The 16163-nt window shown below is 64.2% G+C and carries 14 protein-coding genes; 6 read left to right on the forward strand and 8 right to left on the reverse strand.

Going from position 1 to position 16163, the window contains the following annotated elements; translation table 11 throughout:
* The first annotated feature begins 36 nt into the window (after positions 1-36).
* Entirely contained in the window at positions 37-945 is a 909-nt protein-coding gene (locus tag AB4Y43_RS28955) for a LysR family transcriptional regulator (RefSeq protein ID WP_368729368.1), read from the forward strand.
* A gap of 82 nt (positions 946-1027) precedes the next feature.
* The gene (locus tag AB4Y43_RS28960; RefSeq protein WP_368729369.1) at positions 1028-1402 is read left to right on the forward strand and encodes a hypothetical protein; all 375 of its coding nucleotides are present in this window, start codon (positions 1028-1030) and stop codon (positions 1400-1402) included.
* Between the two features lie 10 nt (positions 1403-1412).
* Here the strand turns inward: AB4Y43_RS28960 and AB4Y43_RS28965 are convergent, their stop codons facing one another.
* From AB4Y43_RS28965 to AB4Y43_RS28975, 3 genes are all read right to left on the reverse strand, one after another.
* Entirely contained in the window at positions 1413-1757 is a 345-nt protein-coding gene (locus AB4Y43_RS28965) for a hypothetical protein (RefSeq protein WP_069266775.1), read from the reverse strand.
* A gap of 161 nt (positions 1758-1918) precedes the next feature.
* On the reverse strand, positions 1919-3178 hold the full coding sequence (locus tag AB4Y43_RS28970; protein WP_368729387.1) for an MFS transporter: 1260 nt from the start codon (positions 3176-3178) through the stop codon (positions 1919-1921).
* Positions 3179-3266: 88 nt separating this feature from the next.
* Positions 3267-4313, reverse strand: a complete 1047-nt coding sequence (locus AB4Y43_RS28975; protein ID WP_368729388.1) for an ABC transporter substrate-binding protein — start codon at positions 4311-4313, stop codon at positions 3267-3269.
* Between the two features lie 159 nt (positions 4314-4472).
* On the opposite strand from AB4Y43_RS28975, the gene AB4Y43_RS28980 reads away from it, so the two are divergent.
* Entirely contained in the window at positions 4473-5138 is a 666-nt protein-coding gene (locus AB4Y43_RS28980) for a response regulator transcription factor (protein ID WP_368729370.1), read from the forward strand.
* On the forward strand, positions 5125-6552 hold the full coding sequence (locus AB4Y43_RS28985) for a sensor histidine kinase (protein ID WP_368729371.1): 1428 nt from the start codon (positions 5125-5127) through the stop codon (positions 6550-6552). The genes AB4Y43_RS28980 and AB4Y43_RS28985 overlap by 14 nt, the downstream gene beginning before the upstream one ends.
* Positions 6553-6601: 49 nt before the next feature.
* On the opposite strand, the gene AB4Y43_RS28990 is transcribed toward AB4Y43_RS28985, so the two are convergent.
* A complete protein-coding gene (locus AB4Y43_RS28990) occupies positions 6602-7792 on the reverse strand; it encodes a sugar transporter (protein ID WP_368602111.1) in 1191 nt (396 codons plus the stop codon).
* Between the two features lie 396 nt (positions 7793-8188).
* Between AB4Y43_RS28990 and AB4Y43_RS28995 the strand changes: the two genes are divergently transcribed.
* Positions 8189-9013, forward strand: coding sequence for an alpha/beta hydrolase (locus AB4Y43_RS28995; RefSeq protein WP_342947196.1), 825 nt, complete (start codon positions 8189-8191; stop codon positions 9011-9013).
* 24 nt (positions 9014-9037) lie between these two features.
* On the opposite strand, the gene AB4Y43_RS29000 is transcribed toward AB4Y43_RS28995, so the two are convergent.
* Both AB4Y43_RS29000 and AB4Y43_RS29005 read right to left on the reverse strand, forming a co-directional pair.
* Positions 9038-9286 (reverse strand): hypothetical protein, encoded by a 249-nt coding sequence (locus AB4Y43_RS29000; protein WP_368602110.1) that lies wholly within the window; start codon positions 9284-9286, stop codon positions 9038-9040.
* 61 nt (positions 9287-9347) lie between these two features.
* Positions 9348-9764 carry a MarR family winged helix-turn-helix transcriptional regulator gene (locus tag AB4Y43_RS29005; protein WP_069266783.1) on the reverse strand — a complete coding sequence of 139 codons (417 nt, stop codon included), beginning with the start codon at positions 9762-9764 and terminating at the stop codon, positions 9348-9350.
* 432 nt (positions 9765-10196) lie between these two features.
* On the opposite strand from AB4Y43_RS29005, the gene AB4Y43_RS29010 reads away from it, so the two are divergent.
* Positions 10197-12440, forward strand: a complete 2244-nt coding sequence (locus AB4Y43_RS29010) for an NADP-dependent isocitrate dehydrogenase (RefSeq protein ID WP_368729372.1) — start codon at positions 10197-10199, stop codon at positions 12438-12440.
* A gap of 117 nt (positions 12441-12557) precedes the next feature.
* Here AB4Y43_RS29010 and AB4Y43_RS29015 read toward each other — a convergent pair whose 3' ends face one another.
* Both AB4Y43_RS29015 and ilvD read right to left on the reverse strand, forming a co-directional pair.
* Positions 12558-13613: a VirK/YbjX family protein gene (locus AB4Y43_RS29015; protein ID WP_368729373.1), complete on the reverse strand. Its 1056-nt coding sequence runs from the start codon at positions 13611-13613 to the stop codon at positions 12558-12560.
* Positions 13614-14100: 487 nt separating this feature from the next.
* A complete protein-coding gene (gene ilvD, locus AB4Y43_RS29020) occupies positions 14101-15960 on the reverse strand; it encodes a dihydroxy-acid dehydratase (protein ID WP_342950045.1) in 1860 nt (619 codons plus the stop codon).
* Positions 15961-16163: the final 203 nt, after the last annotated feature.

Genomic DNA, 16163 nt, shown 5'->3' on the forward strand with positions numbered 1-16163 from the left:
GGCGGCGCTCTGGTTTTATAGAATCGAATAGTTCTTATGCAAGCTAGAAGAGAGGCTAATATCGTGAGCCGACCGCTGGAAATCGATCTGCTGCGTTCGTTCGCGGTTATCGCCGAGGTGCGCTCGATAAGCCGCGCGGCCGAACGCGTGGGCCGCACCCAGTCGGCGCTGAGTCAGCAGATCAAGCGGCTCGAGGAGATCGTCGATCAGCCGTTGTTTCAGCGCACCGGCCGCGGCGTTGCGCTGACGAGCCCCGGCGAGCGCCTGCTGGTGCACGCCCAGCGCATTCTGCGCCTGCACGACGAGGCCATGGCCGACCTGTGCGGCACGGGCTTGTCGGGCACCCTGCGCTTCGGCTGCCCGGACGACTATGCGGCCGTATTTCTGCCCTCCTTGCTGCGCCGGTTTTCGGGCCAGCATCCGAATGCGCTCGTGGAAGTCGTATGCGTTCCCACGCCGCGCCTTCTCGAACAGCTCGACAAGCGTGCGGTCGATCTCGCCCTGGTATCGCTGCCTTTGACCGCCATCGGGTCCGCCAACGCAAGCGGCCCGCACGACGAGATCATTCGCCGCGAGCAGCTGGTCTGGATCGGCTCGCCCGGACTCGATTCCGCCCATGTCGATCCGCTGCCGCTCGCGCTCTCCGATCCGGACACCCTCGATCACATCGCAGCCTGTGAAGCGTTGGAGAGGATGGGCCGCGCCTACCGCGTCGCGTATGCGAGCAGCAGCCTCGCCGGTCTCACCGCGCTCGTGCGTTCGGGCCAGGCCTTCGCCGTCATGACACAAACGGCCGTTCCGGCGGATCTGGCGATTCTCAATGGCGATCCCGCGCTGCCGCCCTTGCCGGCCGTGGGCATTACGATCAAGTTCGGACGCAAGCGGCCGTCGCTCCTCACGGCGGCGTTCGCCGAGCACATTCGGCTCACGCTGCCGCTGTTGTGAGCGCACCGCCGCGAGGCACCGCCGCCCCACGCCGCCCCTTCGTTATGCGAACATCGCAGCTTCGCTCGCGGACGCCATCCCCATGTGGAAAATCCGGAAAACACTCGCCACGCTGCTGGGCATCGCACTCGCCGCGGGGAGCGCCGCCGCACAACCGGCGCAGAAGCCGCCGGGGCCGGTCATGATGGTCCATTTCGACTACTACCCGAAAGACCGCCCGCAGATTCATGCGCTCGAACAACGGCTGGCCGGCGCCATCAAGCGCGCCGATGCCGGCGAACTCGGCGAAACCGAAATTCACATCGACGGCAACGACGGCTATCTCTACATGTATGGGCCCGACCCGGACCGGCTGTATCGCGTCACGAGCCCGATTCTGAAGTCATCCAGATTGACCGCGCACTCCGAAGTCACGAAGTGGTACGGGGCTCGCAGGGAAACGTTCGTGATTCGCTGAGGCGCGGGCCTCAAAGCTTGGGATGACATTCGAAGCGGATGACGGAGGCCTGCTGCTGCAGCGCCTCGATGCCTTCGGTGTGCTCCATGCCGAGACTCGTCTGCATGCCGCGGCTCTCGCAGTAGTCGTTCGCTTCGCTCACCGCGCGCTTGTGGGCGCGGGCCCACGCGAGTCGGCCGCCCGTTGCGGACGCCGAAACGACGAACGTGCCCGACTTGTCCGCCGTGGTGACGTCGCTGGCCGACGCGCAACCCGCCAGCACCGTGCACGCGGCGACCAGCGATACGGCGACCCTGGGCCAGGACCGGCTTGCCACGTCCGCAAGTCTGGCCGTCCCCTTGAAAATCTGCTGCATGAATCCCTCTCATGATCGAGCGTCGCAATACGCTCACATATGACAGTGGATTTTAGGGTCGCCCTATCGAAAGTCTATGCTCATAGATTGAATTCACTGTTACCGCGAGAAATACAATCGCGATCCCTTTCCGGCCCGATGAACGCGACGAGCGGCCCGGGTCAAGCCGGCACGCCCTCGATGGCGCGCCCTGAACGTCCCCACGCCACCACGACGCCCAGACCGAGCACGGCGAGGCACACGATCGGCACGATCATCGGCCCGAACGCGGTACCGGTGAGCTTGCCCGCGAGCGGCATGAGGTTCTGGCCGAAGAAGCCGCCGAGATTGCCGATCGAGTTGATCGCCGCCACGCTCGCCGCAGCCCGCGCGCCGGTGAAGTAGCGCGGCGGCATCGACCAGAAGCACGGATACAGCAGCGGAATGCACGCGCCGCCGAACACGAGCGCGATGAAGCGCAGCGGTGTGGAAGGCAGCAGGAGACTCAGCAGGAAACCCAGCGTGCCTAGCGCCGCGACGATCGCCATCGCGCGCAGAATGCTTTTCGCGCGGCGCAGCTTCGACGGCAGCCACAGCAGCAGCAGCACTGCCAGCGCCCACGGCAGCATGCTCAACAGCCCGTTCACGCTGCTCGACACGCCAAACGACTTCACGAGCGTGGGCAGCCAGTAGGTCACGCCGTAGAGCGACGTCGACATCAGCATATAGGTCGCAGCGAACAGCATCACGCGCGGATCGAGCAGCGCCTTCCAGGGCTGCGAGTGTTCGGCGTGCTCGGGCTTCTCCCGCTCGTGCGCGGCCGCCACGATCTGCTTTTCGCGATCGTGCAGAAAGCGCGCTTCCTGGTACGACGCCGGCAGCAGCCTGAACACGGCGATGCCGACCAGCACGGCGGGCAGGCCCGTGGCGATGAACACCCACTGCCAGCCGGCGAGGCCCCATACGCCATTGAGACTCAGCAGCCAGCCGCCCACGAGCGAGCCCAGCATATTGGCGAGCGCGCTGCCCAGCGTGAAGATGCCGAGCACACGCGCACGATAGCTTTGCGGAAACCACAGCGTGAGGTAGTAGATCACGCCGGGATAGAAGCCGGCTTCGGCGACGCCCAGCGCGAGGCGCAGGCCGCAGAACACCTGCATCGAGGTGGTGAAGCCCATCAGCACCGTGATCACGCCCCAGGTGAGCATGATGCGCGCGAGCCACACGCGCGCGCCGAAGCGGTGCAGCGCGAGCGTGCTGGGCACTTCGAACAGCAGATAGCCGATAAAGAACAGCGACGACGCAAGGCCGAACGCCGTTTCGGTCATGTTGAGGCTGTGCACCATCTGAAGCTTAGCGAAGCCGACGTTTTGGCGGTCGATGAACGAAATCAGAAACATCACGACGAGGATCGGCATGAGGCGGCGCGCGATCTTCGACATGACATCCCGCTCTCCGACGGATGGTTGATCGACGGTTGAGTCTGTATTCACTCTGTTCTCCTACGTTTATTTGTGTCTATGCGTATGTCTAGGACGGACGGAAATCCCCGAGCATCGCCACGAACATGTCGTTCCATGTGCGCGGCTTCGCCTTGATCGTGCCCACCATGTACAGAAAATCGACGTACTCCATCAACTGCTCGGGCCAGACCGAAAAGCGCGACTCCGGCGCGCAGAGCGTCTGCACCACGTGCTCGCGCGACGCGCCGAAGCCCGACGAATCGACATAGATCTGCGCCGCGGCCGCCTTGTCCTGCGCAATCATCCGGTTCGCCTCGTCGAGCGCGTGAAGGAACGCCTTTGCCAGCGCAGGCTCGGTATCGACGAGGCGCTTGGGCGCGAACACCACGTCGAGCGTGAGCGGCCCGAGCACGTCGACCGAATTGACCACGCGGTGGATGCCAGGCTGCTGCAATTCGAGCGTCGAAAATGGCGGCGACGCGAAATGCGCGGTGATGCCGCCCTCGCGCCGGATCAGCGACTGCATGGCCTGCGGATGCGGCAAGCCGACGGTGATCGAATCGAGCTGCGCGAAGTGCTGCGGCCCCAGCAGCTTGCTCGCCACCATTTGCAGCACCACGGCCGAAAGCGAGGTGCGAATACCGGGCACCGCAATGCGGTCGGCGGCCGTGAAGTCGCGCAGCGTCGCAATTTGCGGCCGGTTCGTGTTGAGCGAGAGCGCCGTGGCCGAAAGGCCGCTGATGCCGATCACCTCGACGTTCGGTATGCCGCGCGCCCGCGCCCACAGTTCGATGAAGCCGGGCGCGCCCACGGCGGCGAAGTCGAGCGTGCCGGCCATCATGGCGTCGTCGACCGAATTGCCGCCGTCGAGCCTCACCCACTCCACGCTCACGTCCGCGAGCCCCTGGCGGCCCGCATGGCGCTCGAACAGGCGCGCCTTTTCCATCACGAGCAGCGGCAGATACAGCAGGCCATAGCCCTTGGAAATGCGCACCGTGCGCGGTGTGGCCCGGACCCAGGCAGGCGCGAGCCCCGCGGCAACGGCAGCCGCGCCAAGCCCGGCCGCAACGATCGCGCGCCGACGCGGTGAAGGCCGCGGCGACTTCACGCGCATCTTGCCGTCTCCGTTGGTTCGTGTCGTAATCACGTCGCGCTATCTTCCATGGTTCGCGAGATTACCGGGCGAGTCTGAGAAAATGCTGAGAAACACACAGAGTAGACCTCGGGGAAAACCCGCAATCGCACCCATGAAGATTTCGGCAGGAACGGCATCATGCGCATTCTGGTGGTAGAGGACGACGCGGAAATCGGCGCGGCGGTCCGCAGCCGCCTCACGCGCCTCGGTCACGCGGTGGACCTCGAAGCGAACGGCGCGACGGCGAACAGCCTGCTCGGCGTGGAGCGTTTCGATCTGGTCGTGCTCGACGTGATGCTTCCCGCCATGGACGGCTTCGAGATTCTGCGCCATCTGCGTGCGTCGGGCTCGACCACGCCGGTGCTGCTGCTCACCGCACGCTCGGCCATCGACGACCGCGTGAGCGGCCTCGGCCTCGGCGCCGACGACTACCTCGTCAAACCGTTCGACTACCGCGAACTCGAAGCGCGCGTGCAGGCGCTCCTGCGCCGCAACAGCGGGCACGCGAACGATGTGGTGAAGCTGGGCGGGCTCGCCATCGACCGCAGCAGCCGGCTTGTCGAACTCGACGGCAAACCGCTTTCGCTTTCGCGCCAGGAGTTCGCGCTGCTCGAAATCCTCGCCAGCCGTCCGCAACGCATCTTCCCGAAAGAAGAACTGCTGAATCAGTTGTTCAGCTACGGCAATGAGCCGAGCGCGAACGCCGTCGAACAATACGTCACGCGCGTGCGCAAGAAGCTGCAGGGCAGTTCGGTCGAAATCCGCACGGCGCGCGGCATGGGATATCAAATTGCCGCGCTTTGACTGGTTCCCGAAAACGCTGCTCGGGCGCACGCTGCTCTTCATCGCGCTCGTCGTGGCGTCGGGCGCTGCGGCGCTCGCGGGCATCGCGCGCTATTACGCGGGCGTCGCATCCGAGCGCGCCTACGATCAACTGCTTGCAGGCGCAACCATCCAGGTCGCCGAAAACCTCTACGTGCAGGGCGGCGTGCTCGCGCTCAATCCGCCGGTGGCCGCGCTCTCCACGCTCTCGCGCTATGACGTCGTCTACTACAAAGTGGTCGACGCGCGCGGCCTCGTCGTCGCGGGCTATGGCGATCTTCCCGGTCCGGCCGATACGAAGAGCGCGATGAACGCGCACCAGGGTCCGACATTCGCGAACGCCCGCTACCAGGGAGAGCGCGTGCGCACGGCGACCATCGGGCGCTACATGCCGGACGCGCGGCCGCCCGGCTGGGCCCTCGTCACGGTCGCGCAGACCACCCATGCCCGCCAGCAACTCACGAACGACATGAGCCTCAAGGTCTGGACGCTCATTTTGCTGATGAGCGTGCTCGCCATCGGCGCGAGCGGCCTTGCGATCCGGCGCGGCTTGCGTCCGCTTGCGCAGATCGAGCAGATCATCGCCGCGCGCGACCCGGCCGACCTGCGGCCCGTAGCGCACGACACGCCGAGCGAAATCAACGCGCTGATCGGCGCCATCAACGGGCTAATCGGCCGCCTCGCGGAACGCATGACGGCCATGCAGCGCTTTATCGCCGACGCCGCGCACCAGATGCGCACGCCGATCGCGCGGCTCGACGCGCAGATCGAATTGCTCAGCACCGAGTCCGATCCCGCGCGCCATGCCGCGCGGCTCGAAGCGTTGCGCGCTACCTGCTCGGACGTGGGCCGGCTCACCGGCCAGTTGCTCAATCACGCGATGGTGATTCATCGCACGGAAGTGGTCCCGTTGCAGCGCCTGGACCTCGCGAAGCTTGCCAGAGAAGTGTTGGGCCGCACCATTCCGCTCGCCGACGAACGCGACGTGAAAGTGGCATTCGAAAGCAGCGCGCCGCAGGTCTGGATCGCGGGCGACCCCGTGAGCCTGCAGGAAGCGCTGTCGAACGTGCTGCACAACGCGCTGCTGCACGGCAACGCGGACGATATCGTCGTCACCGTGAGCACCTCGCCGGAGGCCGTCACGCTAACCGTGACCGACAACGGTCAAGGCATCGCACGCGAACACTGGGACGCCGCGTTGCGTCCGTTCGAGCGCATCGGCCAGGAAGGCGCGGAGCGCACGACGGGCTCGGGCCTCGGGCTCGCCATCGTGCAGGCGGTGATGAAGGCGCACGGCGGCCGCGTGAACTTTGCGTTTCCCGCCGGCGGCGGCTTTGCCGTGGAGCTGACGTTTCCTCCCGTAGAAGGCGAGACGCCGGCTGTGACGCCGCTGTGACCGCCTCGCGAAAGCGTTGGCGCGCGAGTTCGTCGCCGCACGCGGTGTATCAGTGCGCGGATGGATGCGCCCGCGCATACATGCGCAATGCGAACCAGCATACTCCAGCCCCAAGACCACCCACCACGCCGCCGAAACTGCCGAGCCACGACACGCCGAAGCCATTGGCAATATGGTTGCCGAGCAGCGCGCCCGCGCCGATTCCCACGTTATAGAGGCCGGAATAGATCGAGACCGCGAGGTCCGCGGCCTCGGGCGCGAGCTTGAGCACCCATGCCTGCATGGCAAGGCCGAAGGAAACGATCGCGCCGCCCCACACCAGCGTGTGAACGGACAACGTGATGATGCTCAGCACGGCGGGAAACTGCACGAGCAGGCACGCACACACGGCGATCACAGCCACCTGGAGGAACTGAGCCGGATCGCGCGGATAAAGCCGGTTAAAGAAAATGGCCGCGGGAATACCGGCACTGCCGAACAGAATCAGGATATAGGTGATGCGTTGACTGCTTTCGTGGCCCACGGAGTGAATGAAGGGCTCGATATACGTGTACGACGTGAAGTGCGCGGTCACGACGAGTATCGTGAGCAGATAGAGCGAGGCCAGCATCGGCTTTCTGAACAGCACGGGCACGCTGCTGAACGAGCCCGTTTGCTGGCTCGGCAGCAAGGGCAGCATCACGCGCAGCATGAGTAGCGCTAACGCCGCCGCGCCCGCAATGACGAAGAAGGTTTGCCGCCAGCCGAGCGTCTCGCCGATCACGCGCCCAAGCGGAATGCCCGCCACCATGGCGATCGAGGTTCCCATGCCGAGCATGGCGAGCGCCCTGCTCTTGTTGCCGGGCGGCGCGAGCCTCACCACCAGCGAGACGGAAATCGACCAGAAGATGGCGTGTGCAAAGGCAATGCCGATTCGGCCCACCATCAGCACCGTGAAGTTCCACGCTACGCCGGTCACGATGTGGCTGACGACGAAGAGCGCGAATACCCAGGTCAGCAGCTTGCGGCGTTCGACGTTGCGTGTCAGCAGCATCAAGGGCAGCGACGCCACGGCCACCGTCCACGCGTAGATCGTCAGCATGAGGCCGACGTCGGTCGGCTTCATGTGCAGGCTGTCCCCAATGGCGCTGAGCAACGCAACCGGCACGAATTCGGTCGTGTTGAAAATGAAGGCCGAAAGCGCCAGGACGAGCACGCCCCACCAGGATTGGCCGGAAGCGACCGGTTCAGGCGTCGACATACGAGTCAGGCGAGAGTCGATAAAGGGCGATTATCGCGTATCGCCGTTCGACGCAGTTTCAAACGGTGCAGCGCGTCGGTTCGGTGGACGACGGAAGAAGACTAGACCAGACTGGCCAACCCGCCAGGAAGCCCGATTGCCGCGCCAACGACACGCATGTGAAAGTTGCCGGCACGAGCGAGGCGCGCGCAACTTCACGTCATCGCGCATAGGTTCTCTCTATACTGGCCCACGTGTCCTCCCTGCCTCGTTGCGTGACGCGCAGGCACCGGCACGTTCCACCCGCATTGCCCATCCCTGGACGCCGCCACGAACCGCCGCGCGAAGCGCGACCGCGCGCCAATGCGTCGGCGTCTGCCTGCTTTGTGATGCTGTAAAAGAAACTGGAGAGTTTCCATGAGCACCTTCACCACCCGCGATGGCACGTCGATCTATTACAAGGATTGGGGCAGCGGCAAGCCCGTCGTGTTCTCCCACGGCTGGCCGCTTACCGCCGACGCCTGGGACGCTCAAATGCTCTTTCTGGTGCAAAACGGCTTTCGCACGATCGCGCATGACCGCCGCGGCCACGGCCGCTCCGATCAGCCCGCCAAGGGCAACGACATGGACACCTGGGCCGACGATCTGGCCGACCTGCTCGACAAGCTCGATGTGCAGGACGCCACGCTCGTTGGCCATTCCACGGGCGGCGGCGAAGTCGCGCGCTACATCGGCCGCCACGGCACGAAGCGCGTCTCGGGCGCGGTGCTGATCGGCGCGGTGCCGCCCATCATGATCAAGAGCGAGAAGAATCCGGGCGGTCTGCCCAAGGATGTGTTCGACGGCATCCGCAAGGGCGTGATCGACGACCGCTCACAGTTCTTCAAGGACCTGGCCGTGCCGTTCTACGGCTACAACCGCAGCGGCGCGAAGGTCTCGCAGGGCGTGATCGACTCGTTCTGGCAGCAGGGCATGTGGGGCGGCATCCTCGCGCTGCATGACTGCGTGCATGAGTTCTCCGAGGTCGACTACACGGAAGATCTCAAGAAGATCGATGTGCCCACGCTGATCCTGCACGGCGACGACGACCAGATCGTGCCGATAGACGACGCGGGCAAGCTCTCCGCGAAGATCGTCAAGGACGCGACGCTCAAGATTTACCCGGGCGGCCCGCACGGCATGTGTACGACGATGGCCGGGCAGGTCAACGCCGACCTGCTCGCGTTCCTGAACCGCAAGTAACGTCGCGGCGCGCGGCGTGCCCGTTCAACGCGAGCACGCCGTGATTGCCTCGACGTATTGCGCCTGCCACGCCGGGTCTTGCGCGAACGCCGCGAGATCCGCGTGCAGATCGTTGGCGTAGGCCGTTATGCACGCGCGGTTGTTCGCCTCCACGGCGCGCGGCATCGCGAGAATCGCGGCCACCACGCCACCCACTGCCAGCGCGGCGATCGTCACGCCGATTGCCCAACGCCAGGCTTCTTCCCCTGTCCCTTTTAGCGCCGCTTCGCTCATCGCTCTTCTCCTTATTGATTAGCAAGACAATCATTCGAGGTTTAAAAAAGGCGCGAACGCATTACGCAAGTCCCTTGCGTATCTTGCGCATGCCGGCGACCGTGGACTCGAAGAGGTCCGGGCCGACTTGCGCACGCAGGCGCCGCGCCACGTCGGCGCTCGCGCCGTTGATCGGGCCGTCGAGCGCCGTGCCGCCCGCCGTGGGAAAGAGTCCCCATTCGCGGCCATCGGCCTCGCCCTGGCGGCGCTCGAGCAAGTCCTTCTCGCACAGGTTGTCGACGAGGCGAGTCGCAGTGGGCCGCGCGATGCCGAGCGTTTGTGCGACATCGCTCGCGAGGCACCCGGGCTTCGCCAGCACGACGCGCAGCACGAAGCCTTGCGCGGGCGTGAGGCCGAACGGCGCATAAGCGGCACTCCACTCGCGCTCGACCAACCGCGCGAGCGCCGACGAATTGAAGTAAAGGCAGTGATCGAACATGGCAGCAATGAAACCACGAATTGATTAGCAAGGCAACCGTTTTCAGAGACTTCGGCGAGGCCCGCAGGACAAAATTCTTATATAAGACTCCCCGATTCACTTCTCTTTTCACAAGGGTCTTTACCAGCTTGACAGTCAATCAAGGGTACGATCCACAAAACCGGAGAGCCATCTCCGAATCGTCGGTCTCACCCGCAAAGCCTTATAGAACGGGGCGCCGGCGCGGAAACGTTTTCGGCGCAGGGCCGGCCGATCAAGGCAAACGCGCCGACTTTCTGGTCAATTAACATTGCGCAAGCGCTTTCCACGATATGAAATATAGGCACGCCAGGTCCCCAGCCCGCTGCAAATTGAGGCAAAATCCAGGTGTTTCGCCGACTGCGCGCAGCCGGTGGTGTTATCACCCCGTTTTTGAACCCCGCCAAGAAGCCGATGAGTACCCAGCAACCCACCATCATCTATACCCTGACCGATGAAGCGCCGCTGCTCGCCACCAGCGCGTTTCTGCCGATCATCCGCACCTTCGCTGCGCCGGCCGGCGTGAACGTCGAGACCAGCGATATCTCCGTTGCGGGCCGTATCCTCGGCGAGTTCCCGGAATTCCTCACGGAAGAACAGCGCGTGCCGGACAATCTGGCCGAACTGGGCCGTCTCACGCAGTTGCCGGAAACGAACATCATCAAGCTGCCGAACATCAGCGCATCGGTGCCGCAGCTCGTCGCCGCGATCAAGGAACTCCAGGGCAAGGGCTACAAGGTCCCCGACTTCCCCGAAGATCCGAAGACCGACGAAGAAAAGGCTATCCAGAAGCGCTATTCGAAGTGCCTCGGCTCGGCTGTGAACCCGGTGCTGCGCGAAGGCAACTCGGACCGCCGCGCACCGCTCGCGGTCAAGAACTACGCGAAGAAGCACCCGCACAGCATGGGCGAGTGGAGCATGGCTTCGCGCACCCACGTCGCGCACATGAAGCACGGCGACTTCTACCACGGCGAAAAGTCGATCACGAACGACAAGGACCGCGAAGTCCGCATGGAGCTCGTGACGAAGGCCGGCGAAACCATCGTGCTCAAGCCGAAGGTCAAGCTGCAAGCCGGCGAAATCGTCGACAGCATGTTCATGAGCAAGAAGCACCTGCTGGCCTTCTACGAAGACCAGATGGAAGACGCGCGCAAGACCGGCGTCATGCTCTCGCTGCACGTGAAGGCGACCATGATGAAGGTTTCGCACCCCATCGTGTTCGGCCACGCCGTGCGCGTGTTCTACAAGGACGCGTTCGCCAAGCACGCCAAGCTCTTCGAAGAACTCGGCGTGAACGTGAACAACGGCCTCGTCGATCTCTACACGAAGATCGAAAAGCTGCCGGAATCGCAGCGCGAAGAAGTCATCCGCGACATGCACGCATGCCACGAGCACCGTCCGGCGCTCGCCATGGTCGACTCGGCCAAGGGCATCTCGAACCTGCACGCACCGAACGACGTGATCGTCGACGCTTCGATGCCCGCGATGATCCGCGCAGGCGGCAAGATGTGGGGCGCCGACGGCCGCCCGGCCGACACGAAGTGTCTGATTCCGGAAAGCACGTTCGCGCGCATCTACCAGGAAATCATCAACTTCTGCAAGACCAACGGCGCATTCGACCCGCGCACGATGGGCACGGTGCCGAACGTCGGCCTGATGGCGCAGAAGGCTGAAGAGTACGGTTCGCACGACAAGACGTTCGAAATCCCGCAGGACGGCACGGCGCGCATCGTCGACAACGCCACGGGCGAAGTGCTCGAAGCGCTCACGCAGCCCGTCGAGCAAGGCGACATCTGGCGTATGTGCCTCGTGAAGGACGAGCCGATCCGCGACTGGGTCAAGCTTGCCGTCACGCGCGCAAAGAACTCGAACACGCCGGCCGTGTTCTGGCTCGACCCGTACCGTCCGCACGAAAACGAAGTGATCAAGAAGGTCGAAACGTACCTGAAGGATTACGATCTGACCGGCCTCGACATCCAGATCATGTCGCAAGTCCGCGCGATGCGTTACACGCTCGAGCGCGTGATCCGCGGCCTGGACACGATCTCGGTCACGGGCAACATCCTGCGCGACTACCTCACCGACCTGTTCCCGATCATGGAACTGGGCACCTCGGCGAAGATGCTCTCGATCGTTCCGCTGATGGCGGGCGGCGGCATGTACGAAACGGGCGCCGGCGGCTCGGCTCCGAAGCACGTGCAGCAGCTGGTTCAGGAAGACCACCTGCGCTGGGACTCGCTCGGCGAATTCCTCGCGCTGGCCGTTTCGCTGGAAGACCTCGGCATCAAGACGAACAACGCGCGCGCCAAGCTGCTCGCGAAGACGCTCGACGCCGCCACCGGCAAGCTGCTCGACAACAACAAGGGCCCGTCGCCGAAGACCGGCGAGCTGGACAACCGCGGCAGCCAGTTCTATCTCTCGATGTACTGGGCGCAAGAGCTGGCCGCACAGAAGGATGACGCGGAACTCGCGGCACACTTCGCGCCGCTGGCGAAGGCATTGGCCGAGAACGAGCGGAAGATCGTGGGCGAGCTGGCCGCGGTTCAGGGCAAGCCGGTCGATATCGGCGGCTACTACAAGCCTGACTTCGCGAAGCTCGCTGAAGTCATGCGCCCGAGCGCGACGTTCAACGCCGTACTCGCAGCCGCTGCGAAGTAAGGGATGGACCCCGCCCCCCGTGCATTGCGCGGGGGACGTGCCACCAAACGAATCGAGCCTCCCACACTACTGTGGGAGGCTCGATTTTATTTGCCCGGTTGATTGTGACGGCCGATATCAGGCGGCGAGTTTCTGCTCGACTGGCCGATCGTCCCGTGTCGGATCGCTCTCTTCGAGAGCAGGGCCCGGCTCCAGGTCGCAACGATCGGTTGCCAGAGCCACAGCAAGATCCAGCAGTTGCTTGTTCGAATCTGGATGACCCAGATGCGGCGGCATGACCTCTTCAATCAGGCCAGCATCCATCGCCCGAGGGATCTGCGCGAGTAAATCTGCAATCAGCGTCTGTCGCCTGCGGAATGCAGCACGCCGGTTCGACGGAACCTCGCTGACGTCGCGGTGATGCAGGCGAAGCGGCAGTACATACCGCCCATTGCGTTCGACGCCACCCAATTCCTGCCAGAAGCCATCATAGTCCGCGTGTATCTGAGCCCGCCTGGAGTCGGTAACGTGCGTCTTCTTCGTCACGCCAGTCAGCACGTCCACCCCTGCCATCCTGGACAATTCGCAGACAGCCTCCATGACAGCAGCCTTGGGCCGCAATCCATGGCATTCGCGCGTGGCCTCGCGCACCCGCTCCCTGGCCGCGCCGGAAGGTCCTTGCAGGCCGCCGATAAGCGCCCCGATTTTCCCCGCTTCGGCGTGCCACTCGAAACTGATTGTCGCCCACGCAAGATCGACGCGATCGACCACGTCGCGCCAGGCGACGCTCAGCAACCCTTCGCGCCAACAACGTACCGGCTCGCTCACGACGATGGCGTACCTTCCGCTCGACGCCAAGGTCACGTCTTCCGAATTCAGGTAGAGGCTGCGCACCAGATCGTCGCCGAAGCGTTCCCGTACGACCCGAAAATGTCCGCACAGTAGCTCGGCACGCGCGCAAGCACGCATGTCCGCCTGGACGAAGCGGCGAAAGGGGCGTTCAAGATAGCGGCGATTACGGACGACAATCTCGGCAAGCAGGGAGTTTGCCGCCAGCGCACTCAACCAGACGCGAGCTGCAAACGGATGAAGCAGTGCGTACATGAGCACGCGCCCCTTCCGGAACAGGGCATCGGGACGTCTCCCAGGAATAGCCCTGGACAAGAGTTGGAAAAACTCGGGAATCGGTGTCATTGACCGCGATCCGTTTTCGTGAATGGCTCAAACGCGGAGGCAACCGATGCAGCCGTGACGGCGATGCGATTTGCGCCCGATGATGATCCGAATGCTGGAGGGTGGAATGTGCTGCGCAGATACATCGCAGTCCTTAAAAAAATTGCCTCACTCACCGATCTTCGATACACGGGACGTCACGGAACAGTAACAGTCATTCGACGACCGGTCCGAACGCTCTTGCGAGGATTCGGCCAGCCGTCGAGGTCATGAAACATATCACAGTATTACGAAGCGTTACAGAATTTTTCAAACGAGGGCACGATCGGTAAGTTTTCCGTAAACGTTATGAAAACTTCAGACAAACGTACGGTCCAGTCCCGGGCTTGACCGAACCTCGGCGCCCTGGCCCTTTCCCGCGAATCCGTGATGCGCCAGCCAAAAAAAACCGCTCCGGGGAGCGGCTTTACTGATCTGCCGATCGACGGGCGCGAAGCCCGTTGCAATCTCAATCATCCAGCAGCGAAAGATCGCGCACGGCGCCCTTGTCTGCCGACATCACGAGCTTGGCGTAGGCCTTCAGCGCCGCCGACACCTTGCGCGGACGCGCCTTCGCCGGCTTCCAGCCCTTGGCGTTCTGCTCTTCGCGGCGGCGCGCGAGTTCGTCGTCCGAGACCAGCACGTTGATCGTGCGGTTCGGAATGTCGATGCGGATCTTGTCGCCGTCGCGCACGAGGCCGATCGCGCCGCCTGCCGCCGCTTCCGGCGAGCAATGGCCGATCGAGAGGCCCGAAGTGCCGCCCGAGAAGCGGCCGTCGGTCAGCAGTGCGCACGCCTTGCCGAGGCCCTTCGACTTGATGTAGCTCGTCGGGTAGAGCATTTCCTGCATGCCGGGGCCGCCCTTCGGCCCTTCATAGCGCACGATCACCACGTCGCCGGCCTTGACCTTGTCGGCGAGGATGTTTTCCACCGCTTCGTCCTGCGATTCGGTCACGTGAGCCGTGCCTTCGAACACGAGGATGCTGTCGTCCACGCCCGCGGTCTTCACCACGCAGCCGTCGAGCGCGATGTTGCCGGTCAGCACGGCGAGGCCGCCTTCCTTCGAGAACGCGTGCTCGTACGAGCGGATGCAGCCTTCGGCGCGGTCCGAGTCGAGGCTCGGCCAGCGCGTGTTCTGGCTGAATGCGACCTGCGACGGAACGCCGGCCGGGCCAGCCATGTAGAACGTCTTGACCGCCTCGTCCTGGGTGCGCGTGATATCCCATTGCGCGAGCGCGTCGCCGAGCGTCGGCGTGTGCACGGTCGGCACGTCGGTGTGCAGCTTGCCGGCGCGCTCGAGTTCGCCCAGGATCGCCATGATGCCGCCGGCGCGGTGCACGTCTTCGATGTGGTACTTATTCGTGTTCGGCGCGACCTTGCACAGCTGCGGCACGACGCGCGAAAGGCGGTCGATGTCGGCCATGCCGAAATCGATGCCCGCTTCCTGCGCAATGGCCAGCAAGTGGAGGATGGTGTTGGTCGAGCCGCCCATGGCGATGTCGAGCGTCATGGCGTTTTCGAACGCCTTGAAGCCCACCGAGCGCGGCAGCACGCGCTCGTCTTCCTGCTCGTAGTACTGGCGCGCGAGTTCGACGATGCGGCGGCCGGCGCGCTTGAAGAGCTGTTCGCGGTCCGCGTGCGTGGCGACCACGGTGCCGTTGCCCGGCAGCGAGAGGCCCAGCGCCTCGGTCAGGCAGTTCATCGAGTTGGCCGTGAACATGCCCGAGCACGAACCGCAGGTCGGGCAGGCGGAGCGCTCGACTTCGGCCACTTCGGCGTCGGAGTATTTGGTGTCGGCCGCGATCACCATGGCGTCGATCAGGTCGAGCTTCTTGACTTCGATGGCCTTCGTGACCGGGTTCGCGAGGCGCGTCTTGCCCGCTTCCATCGGACCGCCCGAGACGAAGATCACGGGGATGTTCAGGCGCATGGCGGCCATGAGCATGCCGGGGGTGATCTTGTCGCAGTTCGAGATGCAGACCATGGCGTCGGCGCAGTGCGCGTTGACCATGTATTCGACCGAATCCGCGATGATGTCGCGGCTCGGCAGCGAATACAGCATGCCGTCGTGGCCCATGGCGATACCGTCATCGACGGCGATCGTGTTGAATTCCTTGGCCACGCCGCCCGCGGCTTCGATTTCGCGCGCAACGAGCTGGCCGAGGTCTTTCAGGTGCACGTGGCCGGGAACGAACTGGGTGAACGAGTTGACGACCGCGATGATCGGCTTGGCGAAGTCCTCGTCTTTCATGCCGGTGGCGCGCCAGAGGGAGCGCGCACCTGCCATGTTGCGGCCGGCGGTGGAGGTTTTGGAACGGTATGCGGGCATTGTGGCTGTAGAAGAAAAATCGCAGAAAGAAAGCGGGCCACGGGATTGAGGGCCCCACGCACGCCCTTGCGAACAACCTCTTGAGCTGCGCTCTGGGCAGAACTGGTCATTATCCCACAGGGATGGGCGCCCCGCTGGATCGGCCGGCGGCGGTCGCGGGGTGCAGCCGGTACGCCCGAAGGCACCCCCGAGGCGTCGGCCGT

This window comes from Paraburkholderia sp. BR10872 (assembly GCF_040965835.1).
Taxonomy (GTDB): Bacteria; Pseudomonadota; Gammaproteobacteria; order Burkholderiales; family Burkholderiaceae; genus Paraburkholderia; species Paraburkholderia nodosa_A.

Excerpts from the sequence above, each read along its gene's own strand:
- ilvD (WP_342950045.1), bottom strand. The coding sequence starts at position 15,960 with ATGCCCGCATACCGTTCCAAAACCTCCACCGCCGGCCGCAACATGGCA.
- AB4Y43_RS29015 (WP_368729373.1), bottom strand. The coding sequence starts at position 13,613 with ATGACACCGATTCCCGAGTTTTTCCAACTCTTGTCCAGGGCTATTCCT.
- AB4Y43_RS29000 (WP_368602110.1), bottom strand. The coding sequence starts at position 9,286 with ATGAGCGAAGCGGCGCTAAAAGGGACAGGGGAAGAAGCCTGGCGTTGG.
- AB4Y43_RS28990 (WP_368602111.1), bottom strand. The coding sequence starts at position 7,792 with ATGTCGACGCCTGAACCGGTCGCTTCCGGCCAATCCTGGTGGGGCGTG.
- AB4Y43_RS28955 (WP_368729368.1), top strand. The coding sequence starts at position 37 with ATGCAAGCTAGAAGAGAGGCTAATATCGTGAGCCGACCGCTGGAAATC.
- AB4Y43_RS28970 (WP_368729387.1), bottom strand. The coding sequence starts at position 3,178 with ATGTCGAAGATCGCGCGCCGCCTCATGCCGATCCTCGTCGTGATGTTT.
- AB4Y43_RS28975 (WP_368729388.1), bottom strand. The coding sequence starts at position 4,313 with ATGCGCGTGAAGTCGCCGCGGCCTTCACCGCGTCGGCGCGCGATCGTT.
- AB4Y43_RS28995 (WP_342947196.1), top strand. The coding sequence starts at position 8,189 with ATGAGCACCTTCACCACCCGCGATGGCACGTCGATCTATTACAAGGAT.
- AB4Y43_RS28960 (WP_368729369.1), top strand. The coding sequence starts at position 1,028 with ATGTGGAAAATCCGGAAAACACTCGCCACGCTGCTGGGCATCGCACTC.
- AB4Y43_RS29005 (WP_069266783.1), bottom strand. The coding sequence starts at position 9,764 with ATGTTCGATCACTGCCTTTACTTCAATTCGTCGGCGCTCGCGCGGTTG.
- AB4Y43_RS29010 (WP_368729372.1), top strand. The coding sequence starts at position 10,197 with ATGAGTACCCAGCAACCCACCATCATCTATACCCTGACCGATGAAGCG.
- AB4Y43_RS28980 (WP_368729370.1), top strand. The coding sequence starts at position 4,473 with ATGCGCATTCTGGTGGTAGAGGACGACGCGGAAATCGGCGCGGCGGTC.
- AB4Y43_RS28965 (WP_069266775.1), bottom strand. The coding sequence starts at position 1,757 with ATGCAGCAGATTTTCAAGGGGACGGCCAGACTTGCGGACGTGGCAAGC.